The 25,939-nt window shown below is 39.6% G+C and carries 22 protein-coding genes; 11 read left to right on the top strand and 11 right to left on the bottom strand.

What is annotated here, in order from left to right; genetic code table 11:
• Positions 1-49 precede the first annotated feature (49 nt).
• Positions 50-1,384 (bottom strand): metal-dependent hydrolase family protein, encoded by a 1,335-nt coding sequence (locus tag HS960_RS20880; protein WP_153847960.1) that lies wholly within the window; start codon positions 1,382-1,384, stop codon positions 50-52.
• Between the two features lie 211 nt (positions 1,385-1,595).
• On the opposite strand from HS960_RS20880, the gene HS960_RS20885 reads away from it, so the two are divergent.
• The 5 genes from HS960_RS20885 to HS960_RS20905 all read left to right on the top strand — a co-directional run bounded on the left by HS960_RS20885 (position 1,596) and on the right by HS960_RS20905 (position 5,740).
• Positions 1,596-2,459 (top strand): LytTR family DNA-binding domain-containing protein, encoded by an 864-nt coding sequence (locus HS960_RS20885; protein ID WP_153847961.1) that lies wholly within the window; start codon positions 1,596-1,598, stop codon positions 2,457-2,459.
• 93 nt (positions 2,460-2,552) lie between these two features.
• Complete coding sequence (locus HS960_RS20890; RefSeq protein WP_153847962.1) at positions 2,553-3,335, top strand: CPBP family intramembrane glutamic endopeptidase; 783 nt, start codon at positions 2,553-2,555, stop codon at positions 3,333-3,335.
• A gap of 190 nt (positions 3,336-3,525) precedes the next feature.
• On the top strand, positions 3,526-4,656 hold the full coding sequence (locus tag HS960_RS20895; RefSeq protein WP_153847963.1) for an SH3 domain-containing protein: 1,131 nt from the start codon (positions 3,526-3,528) through the stop codon (positions 4,654-4,656).
• Between the two features lie 132 nt (positions 4,657-4,788).
• On the top strand, positions 4,789-5,265 hold the full coding sequence (locus HS960_RS20900; RefSeq protein WP_153847964.1) for a hypothetical protein: 477 nt from the start codon (positions 4,789-4,791) through the stop codon (positions 5,263-5,265).
• A 7-nt stretch (positions 5,266-5,272) separates the two neighbouring features.
• Complete coding sequence (locus HS960_RS20905) at positions 5,273-5,740, top strand: hypothetical protein (RefSeq protein WP_182330587.1); 468 nt, start codon at positions 5,273-5,275, stop codon at positions 5,738-5,740.
• 129 nt (positions 5,741-5,869) lie between these two features.
• Here the strand turns inward: HS960_RS20905 and HS960_RS20910 are convergent, their stop codons facing one another.
• The 4 genes from HS960_RS20910 to HS960_RS20925 all read right to left on the bottom strand — a co-directional run bounded on the left by HS960_RS20910 (position 5,870) and on the right by HS960_RS20925 (position 10,699).
• Positions 5,870-6,619: a LytR/AlgR family response regulator transcription factor gene (locus HS960_RS20910; RefSeq protein ID WP_153847966.1), complete on the bottom strand. Its 750-nt coding sequence runs from the start codon at positions 6,617-6,619 to the stop codon at positions 5,870-5,872.
• A 127-nt stretch (positions 6,620-6,746) separates the two neighbouring features.
• Positions 6,747-7,814: a sensor histidine kinase gene (locus tag HS960_RS20915; protein ID WP_153847967.1), complete on the bottom strand. Its 1,068-nt coding sequence runs from the start codon at positions 7,812-7,814 to the stop codon at positions 6,747-6,749.
• A 6-nt stretch (positions 7,815-7,820) separates the two neighbouring features.
• Positions 7,821-8,435 (bottom strand): tetratricopeptide repeat protein, encoded by a 615-nt coding sequence (locus HS960_RS20920; protein ID WP_153847968.1) that lies wholly within the window; start codon positions 8,433-8,435, stop codon positions 7,821-7,823.
• Positions 8,436-8,551: 116 nt separating this feature from the next.
• Entirely contained in the window at positions 8,552-10,699 is a 2,148-nt protein-coding gene (locus HS960_RS20925; protein WP_182330588.1) for a TonB-dependent receptor, read from the bottom strand.
• A 272-nt stretch (positions 10,700-10,971) separates the two neighbouring features.
• On the opposite strand from HS960_RS20925, the gene HS960_RS20930 reads away from it, so the two are divergent.
• The 5 genes from HS960_RS20930 (at position 10,972) to HS960_RS20950 (ending at position 16,255) form a co-directional block, all read left to right on the top strand.
• Positions 10,972-11,940, top strand: coding sequence for a D-2-hydroxyacid dehydrogenase family protein (locus HS960_RS20930; protein ID WP_153847970.1), 969 nt, complete (start codon positions 10,972-10,974; stop codon positions 11,938-11,940).
• Positions 11,941-11,963: 23 nt separating this feature from the next.
• Positions 11,964-13,010, top strand: a complete 1,047-nt coding sequence (locus HS960_RS20935) for a PLP-dependent aminotransferase family protein (protein ID WP_182330589.1) — start codon at positions 11,964-11,966, stop codon at positions 13,008-13,010.
• A 247-nt stretch (positions 13,011-13,257) separates the two neighbouring features.
• Positions 13,258-13,542, top strand: a complete 285-nt coding sequence (locus tag HS960_RS20940) for an HU family DNA-binding protein (RefSeq protein ID WP_046673299.1) — start codon at positions 13,258-13,260, stop codon at positions 13,540-13,542.
• Positions 13,543-13,560: 18 nt separating this feature from the next.
• Complete coding sequence (locus tag HS960_RS20945) at positions 13,561-14,397, top strand: tetratricopeptide repeat protein (protein ID WP_070562796.1); 837 nt, start codon at positions 13,561-13,563, stop codon at positions 14,395-14,397.
• A gap of 304 nt (positions 14,398-14,701) precedes the next feature.
• On the top strand, positions 14,702-16,255 hold the full coding sequence (locus HS960_RS20950; protein ID WP_046673301.1) for an Rne/Rng family ribonuclease: 1,554 nt from the start codon (positions 14,702-14,704) through the stop codon (positions 16,253-16,255).
• A 69-nt stretch (positions 16,256-16,324) separates the two neighbouring features.
• On the opposite strand, the gene miaA is transcribed toward HS960_RS20950, so the two are convergent.
• From miaA to HS960_RS20965, 3 genes are all read right to left on the bottom strand, one after another.
• Positions 16,325-17,224, bottom strand: a complete 900-nt coding sequence (miaA, locus tag HS960_RS20955) for a tRNA (adenosine(37)-N6)-dimethylallyltransferase MiaA (protein WP_153847972.1) — start codon at positions 17,222-17,224, stop codon at positions 16,325-16,327.
• The gene (locus HS960_RS20960; protein ID WP_153847973.1) at positions 17,221-18,393 is read right to left on the bottom strand and encodes a Gfo/Idh/MocA family protein; all 1,173 of its coding nucleotides are present in this window, start codon (positions 18,391-18,393) and stop codon (positions 17,221-17,223) included. Before HS960_RS20960 ends, miaA begins: the two co-directional genes overlap by 4 nt.
• Positions 18,394-18,457: 64 nt before the next feature.
• The gene (locus tag HS960_RS20965) at positions 18,458-19,237 is read right to left on the bottom strand and encodes a hypothetical protein (protein WP_182330590.1); all 780 of its coding nucleotides are present in this window, start codon (positions 19,235-19,237) and stop codon (positions 18,458-18,460) included.
• Between the two features lie 267 nt (positions 19,238-19,504).
• Here HS960_RS20965 and def point away from each other — a divergent pair, with 267 nt between their 5' ends.
• Entirely contained in the window at positions 19,505-20,086 is a 582-nt protein-coding gene (def, locus tag HS960_RS20970) for a peptide deformylase (protein ID WP_088163356.1), read from the top strand.
• 167 nt (positions 20,087-20,253) lie between these two features.
• On the opposite strand, the gene HS960_RS20975 is transcribed toward def, so the two are convergent.
• From HS960_RS20975 to HS960_RS20985, 3 genes are all read right to left on the bottom strand, one after another.
• Positions 20,254-20,865 carry a trimeric intracellular cation channel family protein gene (locus HS960_RS20975; protein WP_153847975.1) on the bottom strand — a complete coding sequence of 204 codons (612 nt, stop codon included), beginning with the start codon at positions 20,863-20,865 and terminating at the stop codon, positions 20,254-20,256.
• A gap of 96 nt (positions 20,866-20,961) precedes the next feature.
• Positions 20,962-23,325: a GAF domain-containing protein gene (locus tag HS960_RS20980; RefSeq protein WP_153847976.1), complete on the bottom strand. Its 2,364-nt coding sequence runs from the start codon at positions 23,323-23,325 to the stop codon at positions 20,962-20,964.
• A gap of 12 nt (positions 23,326-23,337) precedes the next feature.
• Complete coding sequence (locus HS960_RS20985; RefSeq protein WP_182330591.1) at positions 23,338-25,938, bottom strand: BamA/TamA family outer membrane protein; 2,601 nt, start codon at positions 25,936-25,938, stop codon at positions 23,338-23,340.
• Between the last annotated feature and the right edge of the window lies 1 nt (position 25,939).

Raw genomic sequence — 25,939 nt, forward strand, 5'->3', positions numbered from 1 at the left:
TCTTAATATGCTGTATTTTCGATATACAATAAATTTGACCTTGGAAATATTAACGTTTCTGGAGGCTATTTTTATGAATCTGACCGTCTTTCATGATCAACAGAAAGTTTTTTTCAGGATCTGCCAATAGTTTTAAATTCTTAAGAGGATCTCCGTCTACAAGGATTAGATCTGCCAAAGCTCCTTCTTCTACTATTCCCAGCTTGCCAGGATAAGGACTTCTTAATCCCGAAAGCTGCAGAAGCTCGCCATTGTCTTGGGTAATCATTTTAATGATTTCGACATTTGTAAACCACTTTTGAAGTCGCAAAATAAAAGTATTCTGCAATTTATTCAGGTCCGGTTCAAAAAGGAAATCTGTACCCCAAGCTAGTTTTACCCCATATTTCTTAGCCATAGGCCATACTTTTTCCTGACCTTCAATGACAGGCTTACGCTTGATTCTTCGTTGCGGATCCATATCGGGTGTATCTTCCACAAGATTCTGTAAACTAAGCCAGATATTTTTTTTTGCAATTAGCTGTAAAGTTTCTTCATCGAGCAATTGTCCATGCTCTATACATTTTACGCCAGCTTCGATTGCTCTTCGAATTGCTCTTGGCGTATATGCATGTACAGTGACATAAGTTCCCCAATCTTCGGCTGCTTCTACTGCTGCTTTCATTTCGTCTAGTGTATATTGGGTGACGTCCACAGGATCATATGCTGAGGAAGTTCCTCCACCCGCCATGAGTTTAATTTGACTTGCCCCGAATCTTAGATTCTCTCTTACTGCAGTCAGGACCTCATCACGACCGTCGGCGATGAAGGTTGCTCCATATCGCTCCGCACGAGAGACAACGCCGAAAAAACGACGCGATTTTTCCTCCGGTGTCCGAAAATCTCCGTGGCCTGCGGTTTGGCTTACAACGGCACCAGAAGGCCAGATTCTAGGCCCTAAAATCTTGCCCTTGTCGATCGCTGCTTTTAACGGAAATATGGGGCCACCAACATCTCGTACGCTTGTAAAACCCCGCATTAGCATTTGTTGAGCCGAGAGCCCCACCGTGTTGATCAAGAATTCCTCGGATAGTTCATTTGTCATCATTTGAGGCATTGTCAAAGCTCCAAATACCAAATGGACATGCACATCAATCAATCCAGGTATCAGTGTTTTGCCTTTAGCGTCAATTCTGACGATATTCTTTCCTTGTGCGGCAATAGGGGATGTACTGATGGTCTGAATTGTGTTCCCGTTTATTAAAACATGTTTTGGTGGAGTTAACGTTTGAGTTGTATAGTCGAGCAGTTTGACATTTTCTATTAAAACTTGGCTTTCCTGTGCTTGGATAACATGTACAAAAGCCGAACAAAGAAATAAAGTAAGTAGTTGACCTAAACGCATAGCTTGGAGAATTACGTTAAAATATAATATGACAAATCAATTTTAATTCAAGCTGACTAATGTGCTTGAAAAAATATCTTCTAAGTTAAATTATAAATTCAATATATTTCAAATTTTTCATTATAAATTTTGGCTCTGCCAGCCTTTTTTGAAGAAGTCTTTGTGTAATGTACGCTGTTAATCACAAGAAAAATGCTAAATTTATCCAATCATGATATATAAAAAATCTATTATAAATTATTTAAATATCGTAATTCCCAAGATTGTCTCCATAAGAGAGCTGCTCACCTATGCCCTCTTACTCGGCTTATCAGCTTATGTATTCCTACTGGTTTTTCAGCCATTTGGAACGTATAATTTTGAGAATGTCTATAAATTTAGCTTGTTATCCGGATACGGGGCGATTTTATCCATTGCATATGCCTTAATTTCTATCGTCTTGCGTAAAAAAAGGGGAACAGTTGCGATAGAACTATTTCGTATTTTTCTTGTGTTCCTATTATCAAGTTTTTTAAATTTCGTCTATCATGGTTGGTTCATCAATCAGGCGCCTTTGCAGTGGAATAACCTACCCTATATTGTATGTTATACGTTTTCACTTTACAGCCCTATTGCAGCGATTTATTTTTTGCTTCGAGTTGATAAGCGTCATTCGAATCATGAAAAGAATAACTCGTCGATGGAAAGTCTTTCAATAAAGCCAGCTATGATATTGAGCCAAGCGAATGACTGCCATTTGGCTCCGGTCGATATTCCTAATGGTAATCAACTGTTAAAGTTGCTGCCAAGCGATTTTATTTTTGCAAAATCAATGGATAATTATTGCATGATCTACTTTAGGAAGGATGGTATGGTAAAGAAGCAGATGGTACGAATTACGTTGAGCCGCTTATCTGAACTGTTGAATACAATGTCTATTCACCGATGTCATCGGTCCTTTCTTGTCAATTTTGAAAAAATCCTTGTAAGGGAAGGGAATGCCCACGGTTTTTTGTTACGTTTTGCAGATACTGAAGATTGTGCTGTTATTTCGAGGTCTGCTATAGAATCAGTTAGACCCTATTTGTCGGACTGACCACCACGTTATGGTCAATCGTCCCTAAATCTTGCCATACGCCACATAACTTTGTATACTCGTCTTGGGTAGCATAATTTTGTTCAAAAAAAGATGAACACAAAAAGTTTAAACCTGCTGGTATTATTTCTCTTCTTCGGAATATATTTTATCCTCGATTATTTGTTTTTTGCGATCCTTCAATCCATGATAATCAAGTATGTCCAAAGTAGATTTTTGGGGCATGTGCTGACGTATTCAATTAGCCTTGTACCGTTGCTTTTTGGGGCAATGCTGCTTAAACCGAAAGGGCAGAATGAATTCTTGGAAAAATTTGGGTTGAAAGGTAATTTTTTACAGGGGCTTTCTTTTGGAATAATAGCTACCTTACCGATGTTCTTGGGTTATGCCTTTGTTTTTACCTTAAATCGGAAAATAGATGCAAACGCGCTATTAATAAATAGTGTGTCATCAGGATTCTTTGAAGAAATGATCTTTCGTGCCTATTTTTTTGGTTTAGTTTTTCGCTATACCCGACTAGGTTTTATTCCATCCATTTTAGCTACATCACTCCTGTTTGCTTTACTACATCTTTATCAGAGTCAGGATTTGGGAGAATTGGTCCTGATTTTCGGTATGACTTTCTTCGGCTCTATCCTATTTTCGTGGTTGTATGCTGAGTGGAAGTTTAACCTTTGGATACCAGTAACACTTCATGTTTTGATGAATTCGGCTTGGATGATTTTTGATGTTTCGGACAATGCTGCGGGAAATGGATGGAGCAATTTTTTCCGCTTCTTGACCATCATTGTAGCAATCATAATGACCATTGTCCATTCAAGGAAGTCAAATGGCGGTCTACAAATTGAAAGGAAAAATTTGTGGCTAAAAGATTAAAAATCCGGAGTTTTTTTAATGAACCTTCATAGCTGTAGATATGTTCTTCAAATGATCTCGTCCATATTTGGAATGAGCGTTAGATTTTAGGTTGCCAAAACTATGAACCTTTTGATAATAGCATTGGCTCTCGAAGAACCCCTGAAAACCAGTATTTTTTTTTGGCATGGGAATCGCTACCTTGACCTTTATGAATAGACAGCTATTTTCACTCCTATCTTTATTTCTAGGAACGACGTTATCCATGGGAATTTTGAGCTGTGGACACAATACAAAAGTCAAAGGTGCGGATTTAAAGGATTCTGCTGAACTTAAAACAGTCGCTGTGAAGGATACGATGGCTGCTGCTAAATTTCCTCCTTTGCCAATTGACTTTGACAAGACGAAGGTTTTAAAAAATACCTATGTTGTTGATCGAGCTGGAGCCGAGCTTAGACAAGGCGCGGATAAGGCTGCCTCGCTATTAGGAAGATATCCCTATGGTACCAAGCTCGATGTGATCGGTGAAGAAGGAGAATGGATTGCCGTAATGGATCGTATCCAGCGCGATTATAGCGGGAACAATGGCGAAAAAGGTGATGTAACGCGATGGGAAAAGGTCTATGTAGCGAAGTCCAAGCTGGGGAAACAAGATAAAATTACAATCTCTCCCAAAGATTTAAATTCAATCGTTTCATTGACGATAAATGGTAAAGAAATGCATTACGAAAATGGACATTCTTTAGATAAGTATCTCCAGCTAGAGTTGATTGATGAGCAAACGTTCTTAGCCGCTCGGAATACGGCTAAAAACTACTTGATCAAGGATACTCTGTCTTATCCGAAAAATGGAAAGATCTTGGAATTGCCGTTGACAAATGGGAAAAAGCTAACATTTAAGGATAAGGATATCGATAATGAATTAGAAGCCAGCTATTCTTATAAAGGGCATTACGATTTTTTAAATGCTTTTGCTGTTGATGGGAATTATTGGGAAAGTGCTGATGTGCGGCTTTTTGATAAACAGGATGGTCATCTTATTGTGGAATGTGGGGATTATCCATTCTTCTCTGCCGATAAAAATTACCTGATGACCTTACACGCCGACCCCTATGAATCGACGGGCGACCTGCAGCTCTTCCACGTGAAACAAGGAAAGGTGACACCGATGCTTTTTATTAGTTTTAAAGAGTGGATGCCAACCTGGAAAGAAGAGTTAATGTTCTGGGGCAAGGACGGTTGTATCTATACTGCTGCCAACCATGTAGACGGTTACTGGGGTGAAGAAGGATCGCTGAACGAAAGATCACAGTTTATCAGAATTAAGATATTACCCCATTAAACAGGCACAAACCATACTTTTATTGGTTTACTGCAGGTGTATATATTTATTGTTTTTCTGTTTTAAGTAAAACTATTCTGGCATGCACCTGTTGTATTCCATAAAATAGATTATAGTTTGTAATTTAGCTGGATGAAACTAAGAATATTATCGTTATTTACTATCCTTCTTCTCTTTTCCACCTTGTCTATGGCACAAGATAAGCCATGGAAACAGCATAATAGATGGATTTGGGGTCCTTCAGTAGGGTATCAGTATCAAAGTGGTAATTTTCTGAAAGTTTCGGGCTGGGGCTTATTTGCACCTAATGATTTTCAATATATGAAAATTGATGCCGGAGCCAATTTCAGCTGGATGGAAGGTAAAACGACTGTTATTCCAGAGCTGGGTTTTACCTACTACCTAAATGATTTTGTTGTTTTTCCTTTTTTGAAAGCGGAGTTAACACCTTACACCATAACGCCAAAAGTTGGTGCCAGTCTATTCTCTATTGTGGATCTGGGAATAGGTTATGGATTTGATTACAATACTAAGAAAAATTTTAAGCCGATTGACGGAATTACCATTTCAGTAGGGGTAAATATTCCGCTCAATTTTCATATTTATTAATTGAAAAATGCGCAGTAAGACAATTTATAAACTCCTAGGGTCACTTGTTGTGTTGTTAGCTATAGTTAGCAACCTAAAAGCGCAAGACCACTTAATCGGTCCGACGTTGAGCTACCAGTTTCAAAAAGGGAGTATAATAAAAACTGGTGCTTATTTCGCTTTTCCTTTTATAGGAGATCATATTTTGCGAGCAGATGCCACAGCCAACTTTACTTGGACACAAAGGAAGTTTGCCGTGATACCTGAGGCTGCAGTAACGTATTATCCTCAAACATATGTCTTAACTCCCTTTGTTCGTGCAGAGTTTACTCCGTATACCTTTACGCCCAAAGTTGGAGTGAGTTTGGCCACATTGGTGGATATCGACTTTGGTTATGGATTTTCCATCAATGAAAAAAAAGATTACAATCCGATAAAGGGGTTCGCGGTGTCTCTGCGATTTAGTATTCCGCTAAATTATCGAATCAATATGTAGCTTAGATTCATGAATCCCCCTTCGCTTGGTTTACCTTCCAAAAAGCTAAACTTGACAGGATCATTTTTTATGATAGTCTATTTCGCTTGCAAAGTAATTGTGCTAAAGCACTTTTAAGGAACGACTAGACTAATTGTCAAGCCAGTTTTTGAAAGCCGTGACTTTCTCCCGTGAAACAATGAGCTCATCCGATTCATAATGCTTAAGGTATATTTTCAACCGGGCATTAGAATGTACAGCAATATTTTTGATAGCATCAAATTGAACTATAGTGCTTCGGTTGATCCTAAAAAAATCTTTAGGGGACAATTGCGGTATCAGGGCGTCCAATGTTTGGTCCAAAAGATAGTTCCCATTTTCATTGGTATAAACATAAGTGCCTTTGTTTTCACTGTAAATACATTCAATTTGCTGGGTGGTCACTACTTTTAGGTTTTGGCCTATTTTGATGGTAAAGCGTTCCTTATATGTTTGGACAGTGTTTCTAAATAAAGCTTCAAAAGGTGCCAGATCGAACTGTGGTTTTGGCTGCCTAAATTGGCGGAATTTTTCAATTGCGTTTTCCAATTCTTCATCTTCAATTGGCTTCAGGAGGTAATCGATGCTATTTTGTTTAAATGCCCGCAACATATATTCATCGTATGCGGTGGTAAAAATAATGGCCGAACTGGGCTTCACCTGCTCAATGATGTCAAATGAAATCCCATCGGCGAGCTGAATATCCAAGAACAGTAGGTCAGGTTCGGTATTTGACATAAACCATTCGATAGATTCTTCCACAGTCTGCAGTACTGCAGATACTGTATAACCAAGATCCTCAAGTTTTCTTCGGAGCAATCTCGCCGACGGGAGTTCGTCTTCTATAATTACTATTTTCATTGCTTTTTTTGCATGCTTATCGATCATCAGACCGTTGTATTGTTTAATTTATTGAGCATCGTTGTGCCCTAGCTATTGTTTTTTGCTGCTATTAGGCCTCGCATGTTTATTTAAGAACAGGTTGCTTTTAAGAGACTATTTCATTGATAATGGGCAGTCCGACAGAAAATAAAATATCAGTTTCCTGAAGATGCACAGATAGATTGGACAGTATAGCGTAACGTTCCTGAATATTTTTCAGACCGATTCCCGAATGATCATGGAGCACTTTCTTCTTTTGAAGAGTGTTTTCAACATAGAGGTAATTATTTTTTCTATAAATCTTCAATAAAAGAGGCTTCTTGACCGAAATAATATTGTGTTTGATTGCATTTTCGATCAGTAATTGAAGGGAAAGGGGTAATATAAAACCAGTATGTTGTTCCGCATTGATCTGTAAATCGATCTGTATACCGGCTTCGAAGCGAAGACTCAAGAGGTTTAAATAGGCCTTTGAAAAAGTGAGCTCATCCTGTAAAGAAACGAGGCTTTTGTCTTTTTGTTCCAATACATAGCGATATATCTTAGAAAGATCCGTGGTAAACATGCTGGCCTTTTTGGGGCTTTCTTCAATTAATCCATTCAATACATTCAGGCTGTTGAACAAAAAATGTGGATCGAGTTGATTTTTGAGCGACTCAAATTGTGCTGTTATTTGCTGTTTTTCCTGATGAGATTCTTTGATTTGATAGTCTTTGAACCTTTTATAGAAATAGAAACCAAAAAAAATCATCGAAATACACCAGGATATCATCGCAGTTTGAAAATAATATGCAACACGTTGTTGGTGAATAAATTGGTGGAAACGCTGCAGGAAATTTTGGGTAACACCGGAGTTAAACAGTCCGGAGAAAAAAGCATTGACAATAAAAACGACCAGTATGGTCAAGAAGAAACTGACACTGTAAAAAACAATCATCTTTTTTCCAAAATCTTTACTGCTTGGGTATTTGTTCCCGACCCATTTCGATAGATAGCTATGACCTAGAAAGAGAAAAAATCCGTATAGTAAACCTCTGACCATATTAGGATGAAAGATGATGGATATCCAAGGGACATCATTGTGGTCAAGTTTGGCCACAACCACAAAATAGATGGTTACGACCAAACTTGCGAGTAGTGCTTGTATAATAGCTTTAAATGGTGCTTTCTTCACAAAGTGTTATTTGCATTCTTTTATCAACTGTTCTGCCCGATCTTTGCCCCATGAAGGTGCAAATGGCGTAGTAATTTTCTCTTCACCGAATAAAGATAGCGCTTTCTTGACATCCTCACATTCTTTGCTGGTATCCTGGTTGAAATATTTTTTTGAGTTTATTTGGAATTCCGCTAGTCCCAATACCGCACGTGGATTGTTTGGAGCAAGGGTGATGGCTTTTTTATATAGCCCTATAATCTTAGGTGAAAGCTCTTTGGCTTTTGTCATTGGATCTGTAATCATCAAGGCCGTTTGGTTCATCGCTCTCAGCACAAGCCATTCTGAATTATTGTCCTGGGCGCTATTGTTTAGTATTTCTTCTGCAGACTGTATATATTTTGCCTGTGTCTCTTTATTTTTCTCCCTGAAGGATGCTGTTGTCAGTACCATGGCCTGATAATAGGCAGGAATCCAATTGTCCTTTTCTGCCTGTGAAATACGTTCTAAAAGAGCGGTCGCTTTCTGCGTCTCACCCGATTGCCATAGGCTCATGGCTTGTCCCATACTTTTTTCAAAATTGCTTTGTGCAAATGTGCTGCCACTTATAAGGCAGATGAGGGCGATAATAAATGATTTCATGATCTTTCGTTTTTAGTAGTAAATATTTTTCTAAGTTATTGAAGTTGGTAATCCTTCTCTGCAAACAGAAATAATTTTGGATGGACCGACGTATTTCGATGATGAGTTGATGTTTATTATAGATTGTCCAATTGATTGTCTTTTTCATTTTTACTGATTGTCCAAAAATAGCCTAGAAATACAAAGCGTTTGGCCGTAGGGACAATCGGTCTACGGTCGTAGATTCCTTGTGAATTTGGTCGGTCTGCATATTGATACCCATAGATTGGGCTAGCGCCAAGAACATTACTGACGGATAAATGGATAATTTTTTGCTGGCTGTAAAGAAACGACCAACTCATAGACAGACTATTGTAGCCTTTTGTATGGCCATTCATGAATACTGTTTGGTTGGGATCATTGTAATTTCTGCCGGATACAAACGAATTTGTCAAACTGAGCTGTGAACGTAGGCTTGATAGCCAGTATTTTCCAACGATATAGAAACTGTGTTTGTAAACATAAGGGGGAGTGACTGTCGTCGGATAATTCGCTTCATTTCTCTTACTGTCCGTATAGGAATATGAAATCCAGTATTGGAGGTTTTTGATGCTGCTGCTGTTTTTATAAAATAAATCAAAGCCTTTGACCTTACCGCTTCCGTTATTGTCATATTGGCTGTCATATTTTGGAGTTATACTATTGTATTTTGCCAAATTGTTATATTCTTTGTGATAGGCTTCTAAGCGAAGTAAGTGCCCTCCACGCGCATAGAAATAATTTGCGATATAATGATTTGCCTCCATCCAGTCAAGTTGCGGAGCATACTTTAACAGCGGTGTTGGCGCCTGCTGATGGAAGTTCCCATAAGCAAGTGAGAGCTGCGTATATTTATTTAACGCATAGCCCAGCGAAGCCCTCGGCTCTAACGTGCTCTTCGCCTGCAAATTGGAGGAAGTTTCTCGTAGGCCAATCTTCCCGATTAAGTTCGGGAGGATGCCGAAGGTAGTTTCCGTAAATACAGCGGTCATCTTGCTATGATAACCATAGCTATAGCCAAGGGTTTGTCGGTGATATTCTTCTTGATAATTCGTGTCGAAATATTCTATTCCTCCAATACTTTTAATCTTATTGTTCCAGATCTTGCTTAGCGTTGCTTTTAAGTGAAGACTCTTTTCTTCATTAGGGAGGTAAACGTCATCGTAATGCAGCTTATCGGTCAGGTAGCCTAGGCCAACACCAGACTGGAATGTCCATCGGTTTCCTAAATTCTGACTGTAGCTGATGTTGGCGTAGGCATTGTTGGATTTCTTTTTCAATGGGACAGGTTGCTCATAATTGATGTCCGCTTGGTAAAGTCCTATATCTTCGAAATTGTAAGCCCCATAAATATTTAGAAAACCTTCTTTAAACTGATGGCGATAAATCATTTCTCCAGAAGCGTTTTCATAGGGTTTCGTCCATTTTATATCTGGTGTAATAATTTTGGAATAGGGTTTTAAGTTTGTATAACTGCTGTTGAAGGTGAGGGAGTTTTTGCCCCATTGTAAGGTATGTCCTAACCCTAATCCAACGGAAGATAGCGAAAGCTCTGTTTTGGACTGTTCTATGGCATTTTCGGTGTTTAGGGCTAGAATGCTGGACAGCGCATTACCAAATTCTGCAGAATAGCCGCCTGTAGAGAAATTCACGCCTTTAAAGAGCATGGGTGAAAACCTGCCCCTTACAGGGACTTCGTTTGGTGTTGCGGTGTAGGGTTGGGCTACTCTGATTCCATTGATGTAGGTCTGTGTTTCGGAAGCATCTCCACCGTGGACCATAAGACGTCCATTCTCTCCCCCAACCTGTGCTCCGGGCAATGTTGCTAGTGCGCTGATGATGTTTCCCATGCTGCCTGCCGTAGTGACAATATCCAATGGACTCATTACCGTGTTTTTTCCGGAGCTATTGGCTTGTAGAACCCCTGCCTGAATCGTGACTTCCTGTAGGCGATTCTCACTTTCTTGCATTTGAATAATCAGCAATTCTTTTTGGGGTAGCTGGATAGACCTGTTATATGTTGGGAGGCCCACAACAGACGCTTTAATGATTTTAGTACCTTGTTCACTGGTCTCAAACACGAAGTTTCCAAGCGAATCGGTGGTGCCGCCATCATAGGTGCCTTCAATATAAACATTGGCTAAATATATAGGTTTGCCGTTTTTGCCCAGCACTTTCCCTTTCAAGATGGACTGCGCCGATACGATGGTAATACTTAAAAATAGTAAGGTTAATAACAGCTTCATTTTTCTTTAATTTTATTCAAATATCAGCGGCTGTAAGTGTTCCTGCGAAAAAGAGTGGATGGAATGTCAAAATATCATGACGAATTGCAGGATTCCAACCTTATGCTGTAAATTGATATCGAAAAACAAAATTTCCTCCATAAATAAGTTCCGCAATGGAAAGTGGAGAATGCGAAAAATTGCTTTTATATGCGACGTACTTATAGCGGATATAAAAGTCATTTTACTTTCGTTTGATATTGAAAATAAGGGTTTAAAATTAAGTCAGAAAAATGCGAATAACCATTTTAGATGACTATCAAGACGCTGTCCGAAAGTTGGACTGTTTCAAAATTCTTGATGGTCACGATGTCCAAATATTGAAACAGTCCTATTCAGATCCGGCTTTACTGGCCGAAAAATTGAGCGATGCGGAAGCGTTAGTGCTCATCAGAGAACGGACGCGAATTACAGAAGACCTGTTGTCTCAGCTTCCCAAGCTAAAGTTAATTAGCCAGACGGGCAAAATTTCAAACCATTTGGATTTGGCTGTTTGTAGCCGTTTCCATGTGGCTGTTGCTGAAAGTATGGGCTCTCCTGTTGCTCCAGCTGAATTGACTTGGCTTTTGATCATGAATGCCCTCCGTGGTTTACCTAAGGCTCTTTCAGATATGGACAAAGGCCTATGGCAAACGAACATAGGAGATTGTGTCGCCGGGAAAACAATAGGGATATGGAGCTATGGAAAAATAGGGAAGCGAATAGCGCAATATGCAAAGGCTTTTGGTGCACAAGTAATTGTTTGGGGAAGCGAAAATTCCCGAGAGGAAGCTGTAAGAGACGGCTTTTTAGCTGCTGCCAGTAAATCCGATTTTTTTCATTTTTCAGATGTTGTTACTCTACATCTTAGGTTAGTGCCTGAGACGCGAGGTATCGTAAAGCTCGAAGATCTCCGGTCTATGAAGCCGACAGCGCTTTTTGTCAACACCTCTCGTGCTGAGTTGGTTGAAGAGGGGGCACTATTGACCGCGCTCGAGACAGGTGTTCCAGGGATGGCTGCGGTAGATGTCTATGAGTCTGAACCAATCTTTGATCCTAACTATCCGTTATTGCAGCTGCCAAATGTGCTTTGTACGCCACATATTGGCTATGTGGAGAGAAATGGTTACGAACAATTATTTAGACTTGCTTTTGAGAATATTGTAGCCTTTTCCGGGGGCGATCCACAGCATATCGCTAACCCCGAAGTATTGACCCGCTAATTAAATGAATCGGCTATACATAGATGAATAATTTTACGCATTTAGAACAACCAACAGGTCGCGTTATTGTGGTCGGCGGTAAGGAATATCTTTTTTTTGGTGGAACTTCCTATCTAGGGCTGGCAACAGATCAAGCATATGCTTCTATTTTTATAGAAGGTATACAGCGGTATGGTATCAACAACGGCACTTCACGAAATAATAATGTGCAACAGGCCATATTTGATCAAGCCGAAGAATATGCAGCAAAGCGTTTTGGTTTTGAAGCAAGCCTGTTGCTCTCAAGTGGGTATTTGGCAACGCAATTTCTTGTAAGAACCTTGGCGACCGAAGGAGAAGTATTGTATGCTCCCGCTTGTCACCCTTCTTTATGGCTAGATAAGAAGCCCGTCGCAACTGGGCATTTTGTTGCGTGGGCCAATGCAACGATCGAGTATATCAATCATTCAGCCCAAACATCATTTATCATCGTTAGCAACAGCTTGGACAATATGCGGCTAGAATTGTACGATTTCACTGTTTTCAATCGTATTGATCCGGACAAAAAGATTATACTGCTCTTGGACGATTCTCACGGAATAGGAGTTTTGCGCAAGAATAGCATTTCATTGGATAAAAGTAGTGTTCAACAAACTAATATTGAACTGATCGTCGTCGCATCCTTGGCAAAAGGCCTGGCAACAGATGCAGGATTGATTTTGGCCGATGGGGAACGGATCAAGTATCTCAAGCGATCAAACTTTTATACAGGGGCTTCCCCAAGTTCACCAGCGAGCTTATATGCATTTGTTCATGGAGAGCAGATCTATCTACAGCAATTCGAAAAGCTGCGGTATAATATTGATTCCTTCAAAACACATATGGGATCTGGATTAAACGCTGTTGCTAATTTTCCGGTCTTTTCTTCAAAGGATACGGGCCTTTATGCGAGGCTGATGAATGCTGGAATACTGGTTTCAAGTTTTCCTTATCCCCTCGCTACAGATCCCCTATTAAATCGAATTGTGGTAAACGCACACCATACCAAGGCAGATTTGGATCAGCTAAGTCATGCAATTGGCATATATTGATTTTTATATGACAACTAATAAGTCAACATCTTGTAAATTAGATAATTGTTTTTATTTTTGAGGTCTATTTAATGGTTGGTCGGACGCAATGTCTCGTTAATTGATTGTAAATGTTTGGCTTTTGGAAGCTTATTTATCAAAAAAGTATTTAAATAATTTCCATTACTCATTTTAAAACAATACTTTTGCATCCCCAAACATTAGTTGGCTTAAGGGTTGAAAAATAAATAATTACAGTAAAATAGATATGACTAAAGCAGAAATTATTGCAGAAATCTCTACCAAAACTGGCTTAGAGAAGGTAGATGTTCAAGAAACCGTAGAGGCGTTCTTTAAAGTTGTCAAAAACGCAATGATCGGAGGAGAAAATGTATATGTAAGAGGTTTTGGTAGCTTCGTAGTCAAAAAAAGAGCTGAGAAGACTGCAAGAAACATTTCAAAAAATACAGCAATCATTATCCCTGAACACTTTGTTCCTAGTTTCAAGCCAGCTAAAATTTTCGTAGAGAAAGTAAAGAATGGCAATAAATAATCTTTAAAATAGATTAAAATGGCAAAAACCAAACAGATAATAGTAATAGGATCAGTAGTAGCCTTGGTTGCTGTGCTTTTAGCGCAGCCTATTAAAGGTTTGGTGAACAAAGAAAAACAAACTGCTGCAGCATCTGAGTCGAAGCCTTCCAATGAAGTTAATTTGGAAAATATATCTTCGATGACAAAACAAGGTTTAGATGCTAGTTTAGTCAAAGAAATTTCCGATATTGAGGGCCAAGTTGCAAAAGCTTCTGGAGAGGATAAGATAAAGCTGTTGCAACAGTTGGCAAATAAGTGGGATGATGTCGCAAAACCAGCCCCTCAGGCTTTCATCTATGAGGAAATGGCAAAGGTTTCACCGAAGTTTGAATATTGGTTGAAAGCAGGTAATGCTTATCGTGCCGCTTATACAAATTTGCAGGATTCTACTTTAGCCCAAGCGTTGAATCAAAATGCTATTCATGCATATGAAGCTGCGTTAAAAGCGAATACAAGTAGTTTGGATGCAAAAACAGGATTGGGTGCCGCAATGGTATCAGGAACGAATAACCCTATGGCAGGTATTGCCTTATTGCGCGAAGTCGTTGCTGCCGATCCTAAAAACTTAGAAGCAAACAAAACTTTGGGGTTGTTTTCATTACAATCCCGTCAGTTTGACAAAGCCATCGAGCGTTTTAAGACCGTTATCGATCAAAAACCCGATGCTGAGTCATACTTTTACTTAGCCACAGGCTATGAAAATATTGGGATGAAAAAGGAAGCCGTTACAGCTTTTCAAAAAAGTAAGGAACTGGCAGCCGATCCTTCCCTATCACAATTCATCGATCGAAAGATCGCGGAATTGAGCAAGTAATTAATTTATTATTTTATAATCATTAAAAAATTTAGCTATGCCAAGCGGAAAAAAAAGAAAAAGACACAAGATGGCTACTCACAAACGTAAAAAACGTTTAAGAAAAAATAGACACAAGAAAAAATAGTCTTGTGATAAGCTTTTAAACATCTTGGCCCATTTTGCTGAGATAGCTTTACGAAACGATCTACATGTCTGTGAAGGGGATGTAGATTGTTTTTTTCGTTACAACGTTCTTTAAATGTTTAATCGGATACCCAAGATTGCGATAGGATATTGCATAGGTATCAAAAATGAGTAGCTTTTGGTAAAGGAATTAATTATCGATTCAACTCCTGATAAAGGGGTAACTATTGCTTTACTACAAGATAAGCAGCTTGTTGAACTTAACCGCGAGCCCGCAAATAATAACTTCGCCGTTGGAGATATCTATCTCGGACGTATTAAGCGAATTATGCCTGGGCTTAATGCAGCTTTCGTAGATGTAGGCTACGAAAAGGATGCTTTTCTACATTATTTAGATCTGGGTCCTCAAGTTCAATCTTTGCTAAAGCTTACGCGTATAGTGAAGAATGGCAGTTATCAAGAGAAACTGCTCAATAGTTTAAAACTTGAAAAGGATATCGATAAAGCTGGTAAGATCTCTGATGTCTTAAGCAAAAATATGCTCGTGCCAGTACAAATCGCCAAAGAACCCATTTCAACAAAAGGACCGCGTCTGAGCTCAGACCTTTCAATAGCGGGTCGTTTTGTCGTTTTGGTACCTTTCTCAAGTACTGTTTCCATTTCCAAGCGTATCAAAGGTAGTAATGAACGCAATCGCCTAAAAAAGATTGTCGAAGGAATTAAGCCAGCTAATTTTGGCGTTATCATTCGCACAGTTTCCGAGGGTAAGGGTGTTGAAGAACTACAACGTGACTTATTGGACCTGATCTCAAAATGGGAGCTATTTACCAAACGTCTTCGTAATGCTGAACCGCCTCAAAAGGTTCTTGGCGAAATGGATCGTGCATCCACTATTCTACGAGATATTTTGACAGACGAGTTTTCGCATATTTATGTTAATGATCCTTCGATCTTCGAAGAAACAAAATCATATATACACGATATATCTCCAGACTTAGAGAAAATTGTCAAACTTTATAAACATAAAGAGCCAATTTTTGATCATTTCGGAGTTGAAAAGCAAATCAAGGCAGCTTTTGGCAAAACTGTAACATTGCCGGGCGGTGCGTACCTCGTTATAGAGCATACCGAAGCCTTGCATGTCATTGATGTCAACAGTGGTAACCGTTCTGCTAATAAGGAGAATCAGGAAGACAATGCATTGCTGGTCAATATGGAAGCAGCAAAAGAAATTGCGCGTCAGCTGCGTTTGCGTGATATGGGCGGAATTGTAGTCATCGATTTTATCGATATGCATAAACCCAATCATCGAAAAGAGTTGTATACGTTCTTAAAAGAATGTATGGTAGCGGATAGAGCGAGACATACAATTTTGCCTCCAAGTAAATTTGGATTGGTTCAAATTACACGTCAGCGCGTTAGACCTGAAATGAATATCGTCACAAACGAAAAATGTCCGGCTTGTGATGGTACAGGTGAAATCCGATCAAGTATTGTCCTCATGGATGATATTGAAAATAATTTGAGCTTTATCCTTCAAGAACAGAACGAAAAGAAGGTGACCTTATGTGTTCACCCTTATATAGACGCCTACATTAAGTCTGGTTTGATTTCTAAAAGAATGAAATGGTTCATGAAGTACGGAAAATGGATTAAAGTAAATCCAATGACGTCATATTATCTAACTGAATTCCATTTCTTCAATGCGAAGGATGAGGAAATCAAGTTATAATAGAAAGAGATTAACGAAAAGGGTTAGTAGTGATACTAACCCTTTTTTGTTTTTATATTATTGTGTTGTTTAAACCCAATGGATAATTATGCCGTCTTTTTCCATTTTGCGGAAGTAAGTCATTTGCCTTTTGGCATAGCGATGTATTTCTGTCTCCAGTTTTGCGGTAAAAGCAGGATAATCGAGCTGCCCAAGGAGATGGAGTGACGCATATTTATACTCCAAACCATAGTATTGAAGCTGCTCGTGTGTAATACCTTCTGTCAAGAGCCCGCACACTTCTTCTAAGAAGCCTTCATTCAATCGTTGTTTTAATCTTTGGCTAATGTGTTCGCGTCTGATTTCCAACGGAGGATTTAATCCGATAACAATGCTATCTACCGCTTGTTGCTGGACGATGTGATCGGGGTGATTCTCTAAAAACGCTAATATTTCTATTGCTCGGATTATACGTTTTTTTGTCGAAAGATCGATTTGAAAGTTCACAGGTAGCGTATATTCCTGAAGACGTTCTAACAGCTCCGTCTCTGGATATGCAAGTAATGACTCCTTGAAGCCTTTGATTGATGGGATCAGCGCATAGGGATTTTCTTGGATTACACTTTGAATATATAAACCTGTACCACCACACAGGATGGTATATTTTCCCTTTTCTAGAATGGATTGTTGGGCTTGACGGAAGTCAGCAATAAAGTTTCCGAGATTGTAGCGTTCTCCCGGTTCATGAATGTCGATAAGATGATAGGGAATATCTTGGTATTCCGATAGGTCTTTTCCCGTACCGATGTCCATCCTTCGATAGATTTGGCGGGAATCAGCACTGATGATTTCAGCATCAATGTGTTGGGCCAGTTGGACGGCCAGTTTCGTTTTTCCAGAAGCTGTAGGGCCTAAGATAACGATAACTTTCTCTTTGGGAACGGTTTGCTGTTCCAAAAGAGAAAGTGTATATTTTAATCTGTCTATCACAGAACAAATTTAGTCCATTTTTCTGTTCCTTCGTTATTTTTTACGACAGTATCGATAAAAGCCATGCCTCTTACGCCATCGTAAACTGTTGGGAAATCTTGTTGTTCAGCTGTAGGGGTTTTTCCTTCACGTTTGGCTGTAACTGTTGCCGCAAAATTACGATAGATATTCGCAAATGATTCTAATAGCCCTTCAGGGTGACCGGCTGGTACACGGGTATTATGTGTTGCAAAAGAACTCAACGTATAAGGCGCTGCGTAAGCATTTCCTGTGCGATAAAGCTGACGAGGTTGATCAAGCATTTTGATAATTAAATTGTTCGGATCCTCATTAGCCCATTCCAATCCACCTTTTTCACCATAGATTCGGATACGAACAGCATTTTCTTCTCCGGCTGAAATTTGCGAAGCCATCAATACGCCTTTAGCACCATTTTCGAAACGTAAAAGCACCGAACCATCGTCATCCAATAGACGGCCTTCAACAAATGTTGTTAGGTCTGCACATAGCTCTTGGATTTTTAAGCCCGATACATATTCCGCTAAATGCGCAGCATGGGTACCGATATCACCCATAACCAACGATTTACCCGAGCGTTTCGGATCTGCACGCCAAGCGGCCCCAGCATTACCCTCGCGTTCCGATAAACGGCTCAACCAACCTTGTGGATACTCAACAACAATCTTTCTGATCTTACCGAAGTGACCTTCTTTGACCATTGCTTTAGCTTGTTTAACCATTGGGTAGCCTGAATACGTATGGGTAAGGCACAGAGTACGACCAGTACGTTCTACCGTTTCTTGTAATTCTTTTGCTTCTTCAACGGATACTGTCATTGGTTTTTCAACGACAACATCAAAACCTTTTTCTAGCGCTAATTTAGCGGGAGCAAAATGTAAAAAATTGGGTGTTACGATCGTTACAAAATCCATGCGTTCGCCTTCGGGAAGCAAAGATTCTTTTTCGATCATCTCTTCATAGTTTAGATAGACACGCTCAGGAGCTACAAATAAGTCTTCTCCAGATTGTTTTGAAATCTGTGGATCAATACTAAATGCACCACAAACCAGTTCAATCTTGCCATCCATAAAAGCGGCAATACGGTGTACAGCTCCAATAAAGGCATCGTTTCCGCCTCCGACCATACCCATGCGAAGTTTTCTCTTCATAACGTTATTATTTTTGATTATTTATTTTTCAAACTTTTACAGTGTACAATATACACAATTTAGCTTATTTTATGTATAAAATCATCTTGATGCTACCCATATTTTCTTTGGGAAAGCCATTGGGGAACTGCTCCCTAAGCGCCTTTAATTCATCTGTATTTCGATAGGTATACCGCTTTGTTCCTGTGATCCAAAAGCTAATCGGTGCCGTAATTTCTTTCGCAACGAACCCAATTTTTTCGAGCGAAGAGTGTTGGCTCCAATCACGGTCGGTGAAAGTCATAATGTCTCCTGGCGAGAAATCGCTACAAAAGGCTTTAATTAATTTGCTTAGGCCTCCTATAACATTAATACCTGTTTTATTACAAAAACGTATTAGTTCAAATGAGCGATAGTCTTCATCTTTATTCAACATTCGACGCCCTCCAGAGAATACCGCGACCGCGACAAGCTCTCCCTGTTCATAAAGGCCATAACGATACTTGCCGGGAAGAGCGGCTTGTAAATGATGTTCCACGAGGAACTGTAAACTCGTTCTTTTGTCAATCCGGGCAAATACAGTATTGCGTGCGTAAATGCGTTTGTCATTTTTTGTTCTAGAAACAATGCGTCTGACGATCAAATCAAACTTTGTTATTAATTGGTCTTCATCGATATGAATGCAAGGGTCGGAAGTATCACTTCTAACGGATTTGTTGTGAGGATATAGTAAAATGTTAATTGCTAATTCCGGAGAGGATATTTGTATAAATCCATCATCCTGGCAAAACCCTAATGGGGCTTCAAGAGCTTGCTCGAGCCTAAGCTTGAACTGTGTTGACAAATTTATAAACGAAGGATCCATAAAACAAAAGTAACTTTTATGGAAGTTTTGACGAAATATTCACTTTTAATAATTATCCGTACCTTTGTACCGAAGAATATAATGGTGATACAAGGTATCCTTGTTAAAAAAGTACAATGACTCAGGGTGAGCAATCAGCCTGACATAATCTGAAATTAAATCGTGCTAAAATTACAACAGGTGCCAAGTGACCTTTAAAAGCAAACAGCGTGTAACGGACTCAGGTATAGCAATGAGTATCGGCACTTATAAATAATTATAATACATATGAAACTTCCGATAGTGGCGTATGGCGATCCTGTATTAAGAAAGGTCGCTGAAGAAATAGATGAAGACTATCCAGATTTAAAGAAATTGATTGATGATATGTTCGATACCATGTATGCAGCTCATGGTGTTGGGTTGGCAGCTCCACAGGTAGGTTTGCCTATACGTATGTTCGTTATCGATGCAACTCCTTTCGCAGAAGATGATGAAGAAAACAAAGAAGTGCTCCAATCGTTCAAAAAAGTTTTCATCAATCCTATCATGGTTGAAGAGTCTGGTGAAAAATGGGCTTTCGGTGAAGGATGTCTGAGTATCCCAGATATTAATGAGGACGTATTGCGTCACAGAAATATTCGCATCAATTATTTAGATGAGAACTTTGAAGAACATGAAGTAGACTTAACAGGTTTGGCTGCACGTGTGGTACAACACGAATATGATCATATTGAAGGTAAACTATTTACCGACAAATTGAGTGCCTTGAAGAAAACGATGCTGAAGGGGCGATTAGATGCTATCGCGAAAGGAAATATTCGCGTTGGTTATAAAATGAAATTCCCACAGCAAAAGAAAAAGCGTTAGTTCATACTAACGCTTTTTCTTTGTTGCTTCCTCCGCGTAAAATTGATTGGAGATCAAAAATATCCGCGTTCGACCCACTGATCCATCCTTTTAATCCATTTTTGAGACCGAATTGGTCATCCAGTAAGGCGTGTTATAAAAACTTCACACGCGAAGAAGGACTTTCCTCAATCCAACCGGGGTAAATATAGACGATATTTAACGGCTGTCATTCGTATTAAAAATACAACTGCTGCCCCAATGAAGGCCGCCCAGGAAAGATCAAGATCAAGATGTACCAGCAAGATGTAAGTGAGGCCACCACCTAAACAGGCGGTAGCGTATACTTCTTTTTTAAAGATTAATGGAGTTTCGTTGAGTAAGACGTCGCGCGTCATCCCCCCACATACCGCGGTGAACATTCCAAAGATAATGGCAGCATAGGTATTGCTTTCGTAGTTGAGTGATTTTTGTACCCCCAGGATAGTGAAAAAACTAATTCCGATGGCATCAAAAAGTGTCAAGGTACGATAATAACCATACAATTGTTTATTGAAGACAATGGCAATTAAAATTCCGAGGAAAATGGCGATGAGATAATTGCTATCATTGACCCATACTGGGCGCAGATTTAAAAATATATCCCGCATGGATCCACCGCCAATGGCTGTCACAAAGCCTAAAAAGGCTGCCCCAAAAATATCAATATCTTTACGTTTTGCCGACAGGGTGCCTGATATTGCAAAAAATAAGGTGCCAAGCAAATCGCTCAGATAAAAATAGTTGGCATCAGTAATCATGGTAATCCTTTTTAAATCATTATATTAAAATCTCCAGTTGACGGTACCCCATATCGCTTACACCAATGGGGATAAATCTCCTTTTATTGGACAAATTTAGGAGAAATCTTGATAGTTTAAATTTACAGAAAGGCGAATAGCTTTCAAACCCGCGATTCCCTGTACATCCTCCAATTTTAAATGTTCGATGGTATGCTCAATGATGCCCATGTCGTAGATTGCCTTTATACTCAACATGAGATCCTCTAGGATTTCATCCGATAAATAGACAATCGCAATTTTATTGACCTGGGTAAGTCGTTCTTTGGTTCGCTTTATCCGAATTTTGTCTATCCTTTTTTTGATTATTTCATAACGGATATTGAGAGATCCCTCTACATCAAACCTCCGTTCATCTTCCCGAAAGCTAATATCAATGCTATGTGGATTGATAAAAATCAATTGTGTTGTTTCTAAAGTCAGAGGAAGAATATCTTTCGCATGGTAAGCTTTCAGCGTAATTCTAGCCATCGAAATAATTTGCTGACGCCTAAATACATTGATAAATTCGTAGCTGAAAGGTTGTTGTGGCGTAATGGATTCGCCGATATAAATGTCATATTCAATACCGTCTGTCCTGAATTTTTGAAAATAAGATGGATAATTCCCCTGGATGAAGCTATTGAAATGATCCAGTTCTCTACTGATCAATTGATTGATCTGGCGTAAAGAAGTTTCAAATTCATTGCGATAAAACTCACCTGTGTCCCGATTGGTGAAAAAATGCTTCGCATAATGTTCGATCACCTCTATTTTTGACGGGAATTGCTTTCTGGCTTCTTCTAAAAATGGCTGTACATCTTTCCTAAAAAACTCAATGATCTTGACCATCGACTCATCAAAAGAAATATGGTCAAGAGATTCTGTAATTTGATCAACACGTGCTGAAAAAGTCATAATCAACTTGTGCTTTCCATCTAAAGAGAGCTCATCAATAAGCATTGCGAGCTGTTTGACCTTGAAGCTAAAGTCTTTCAGAATGGAGGCGTTTCGTATGATCGTTGAGTCTTTGACATCGACAGCACCATAGAGGGGATAGACATCTTCAAATACTACCGCCTTAATATGCGCATCCCGACTGTCGTTTTCCAGTTCCTGAATGTACTGGGCCGCAATATGGTTAAATTTCCACTGAACCGAAGGCTGTATGGTCGTAAACCGGTTGATGATGATATCGTCGATACGTTTTTTAAATTCTAGGGTGATATCCTGAGATAGTTGTGATAAAAGGGGGACCAAAGAACCTAAGGCTTGCATTGTATCATTGTCGAGCTGATCTTGTTCACGGCTGTATATTTCCAATATGCCTGAGAGGGAATGATTATGAATGAGTGGAATACACAGATAGGTCGTTACTCCCGAGCGACTAATCCGTTCGTCGAAAATGGATGTGGTATTTCGGAGGCCATTCGTCGCATTATTTGTATAAAATATAACATGCGGATGTTTTAGGTAGTCCGCAAGTTCAGGATTGATCTTGAATGTTTTATTTGCGGTATACGCTTCCGCAATCAAGATGCTTTTGTTGGTGATTGAATAATCGAAAAATGGGACCCCATTTAATTGGAATAACGGAAATAAACTAAATACGGTTTCAGCCCCTTTTAATAGCGGTGTGATGATTTTTTCTAAATCAGCGAAAAAGAGATGATAATTGTATGTCGGCAGATCCAAGAGAATGGACTGAATGCGACGTAAAGTATGTTCCGTACTGGTCTTTCTGAAAGTTACAATACTAAATCCCGATAACTCAAAATCTTCCAGTTTAACGGTATTGATAACGGTATTCCAATCAAAAAGCGAATCACTGGGATTTTCCGATAAACGACCTATATCAAGCGCAGGAAGTGTTTTTTTTGCCTTGATCTCAACAAATTTGAAATCGATGTCCAAATCGTAATAATCGACGATCTCCCCCCGATCATTGAGTTGATGATAAACAATACTGCTGTTTTCATTGGAAGAAAAGCCATAGAGTCGCTCGAAGATGAGGGTATAAAAGAGCTTTTCTTGATTGGTAAGAAGGCTTCCGGTACGCATCTTCCCTTGAATTTCTTGCTCGACAAGCTGATGGCTAACTAGGTCGAAAAAGGCTTCCGTTCCATAAAAGGCTTCTTCTGCTAGGGCTGTTGTGAGTGCCCAGTACCTTTTTGGAGCAGTGTCAATCAACGATACGGAGAGGCTATAAATCAATTGCAGAATATCTTTATAGGCTTTGAGGTTATGCTTGCAGAGTTTCCCGTTGAGATGTTCTATTTCTTTGATGCGTTCCAATGCATACAAAGGAATCATATCATCGGATGAAGTGCCATTTTCAATAAAAGATTCCAGGTATTTGAAAAATGGTTCAAAGTCTAGCCTGCCATTTGCATACGTATTGGCCGTTTTCTTCGTTGTGAGTTGTACTTTCTTTATCTCCATGGATCGAAAATTTTAAAAGCGGAAACCTGTGCTGAAATAGGGATACCAGCCTTCATTGGATTTCGTCATGACAAAATGTAAAGGAAGTGCATTGGCGACGATATAATAAATGCCTCCGCCCACACCCTGATGAAACTTATCGTTGTTATAGCCCTTTGCCCATACTTTCCCAACATCATACATACCCATTAGTCCGAATTCACCTGGAAGAACATAGCTTTTGACATCAAGTACTTTAACACGAGCCTCTAGGTTATTATAAAGCATCTGTTGCCCTGCAAATCGGTACTGGCGAAATCCTCTGAGATTTTCATGGCCGCCTAGAAATAGATATTGATAAAATGTAGGGTTCCCGACAACGGTGCCCCCTCCTGTTCTATTGGCGAATATAATACCTTCATTGAATGCACTAAAATAGCCGGTCATTGCAGCACTTAACTGCGCTGAATTTTTTGAGTACTGATTGAGTCCAAAATAGGAATTCAAAGCGGCTTCAATATATAGCCCTTTACTTGGGTTAATCTTTCGATTACGGGAGTCTTGTGTTAAAAAGGCATTGATACCTGCAAAAGCTTTGTCTTTGGTAATCGATAAACTATCGTAAGAATGTAAAGCTTGGGGATTTAAAATAAATCGATCTTCATTTTCAATCGGATCTAAGTGGTAAAATTGGATATGCGGACCTACGGCAAAGTTTAATGTAGCTGAAGGTTTCCACCTTAACTGTGGATTGATATTGAAAATATTGAATCTACTTCTGTAATATTTTGCACCATACTGTTCCTTTAAGAAGAGCGAGTTATTGCCTACGCCGAAGAAATTCTGCGTGTTGTCAGGAGCTTTTGCTAGCGCATCGACAACAAGATCCGCATCCCCGACAACAGCTATCCATTCGCCCCTATAGTGAATTTTATAAGCTCCGGTCCGGAAGGCTGTTGCTACAGTAAGTTGTTGCTTATAAGTAAAGGGACTTTTTCTAAATCCACGCTGATGTGTGTAAGCAGCGCCTAGCCCCAGCGAAAAACCGTCATCAGCATTATAACCCGCAGTTACCAGGGGAAGCCAGGTGTTGTACAGGTTTACAGGAACAAATTGCGTGTTGGTACTATCTTGTGCATAATGAAGCTTTATTTTGTTCTTTTCACCCAGTAAAGTGGAATTTTTGGTGTTTTCGTAAAGCTGTATTTTCGATTTGCTTTGGTTGATCACATAAGTCTTTGGCGTGTTATCTCCTATAATTCGGAGTTTTATAGGAGAATTTGCGTTATCGATGACAACAGAGTCTTTTCCCTCAGCCAAATAGAGACGAATTTCTTTTGTCAGGGAATCTTTATAGGTTTTGTCCATCAATGCTTTGGTGACCTTACCATCTTTATTGATCTTCGAAACTTTGACTTTTAAGTTTTTATTCGCTGTGCTGTATATTTCTACTTTTTCGTTTTTGTCGCTGAGATGAATATCGACAATGTTATTAATGAAATTGTAATACTCTTCCATCGCCATGGGCAGTGCATCACGACGGCTTTGAAGTGTTTTAAAAATTTGCTCTCCACGAATAGCAATGGACGATTGCGGCAGGCTATGTACCGACTCCCATAATACCGAATCTGTGAGACGAGCTACAAATTGCTTGACCTCTTTGGTCCATTCCTTGTGAGGAAGCTGGTTGCTCGGATGAGCATTTAAAAAGCGTGATTTAAACAAAGAATAGCGAATATCGGGAATACCGGTCGTGAAACCTTGCATGACTGGGTTGACAAATTGCTGATAGATATCTTTCATCAGAAAACCTTGTGTGACACGTAGTGCCTGATCCCGATCGCGGGGAATAGGAATATAGTCTTTATCGTGATCTGTGCTATCCTGATTTTCATTGTACCAACGCCATTGATCCTCGTGTCGATCCCAATCGCTTACCAGTACATCCAGCATTCTTGCGCGGAGATATGCCTTAGCCTTAAAGTTATCGTCGTTATCTTCCTGTAGTTTTCGTACAGCTTTCGGGCTGTTGTCTGAATCACCAAGAGGCTCGCGTTCTTCTAGTAAAGCCACCGTATGCTCAAAAAGCGGAGCATATTCACCCAATATGCTGTCTTGTGCAACAACGCCGATGATTGGATGGGCATGTGGGACGTTCACGGCATTTGCCAAAGCGGGGATCATAAGCGCAGAATAGGGATGCTGTGCGCTAGTGGCATCGTCCAAGACATCCTGTACAAAGGTGCCATGTAGCTCTTCTGGTATAAGGGATTCAGTCCTTTTATTGACTGATCGCAGTGCCCATTCCTGACCGCTTGAATCTGTAAGTCGTAGAGAAACCGATTGCATCCCGCCCCCTTGTTTAACAGGACGCAGTCCCCCGTATAAGGTTGAAAGTTGGAGCAAAGGTAAGGTGGTTTCTGCAGCCCATTCTTTGCGGTAGTTTTCGCCAAGGAAGAACTTTTTGAATTTACTGGCTTTACAATATTTTGCATTTGCAACGATACTTACACTGTCCTTGATGACGGTTTTAGCAAAGGACTTGCCCTGATGTGCAGGTGACTGTGTATGTTTTTGTTGTGAATAAACATGACTAGCAAGAAAAATAAGAAAGAATGGTACAACCTTTTGCATG

It is taken from the genome of Sphingobacterium paramultivorum (assembly GCF_014109745.1).
Classification (GTDB): Bacteria; Bacteroidota; Bacteroidia; order Sphingobacteriales; family Sphingobacteriaceae; genus Sphingobacterium; species Sphingobacterium paramultivorum.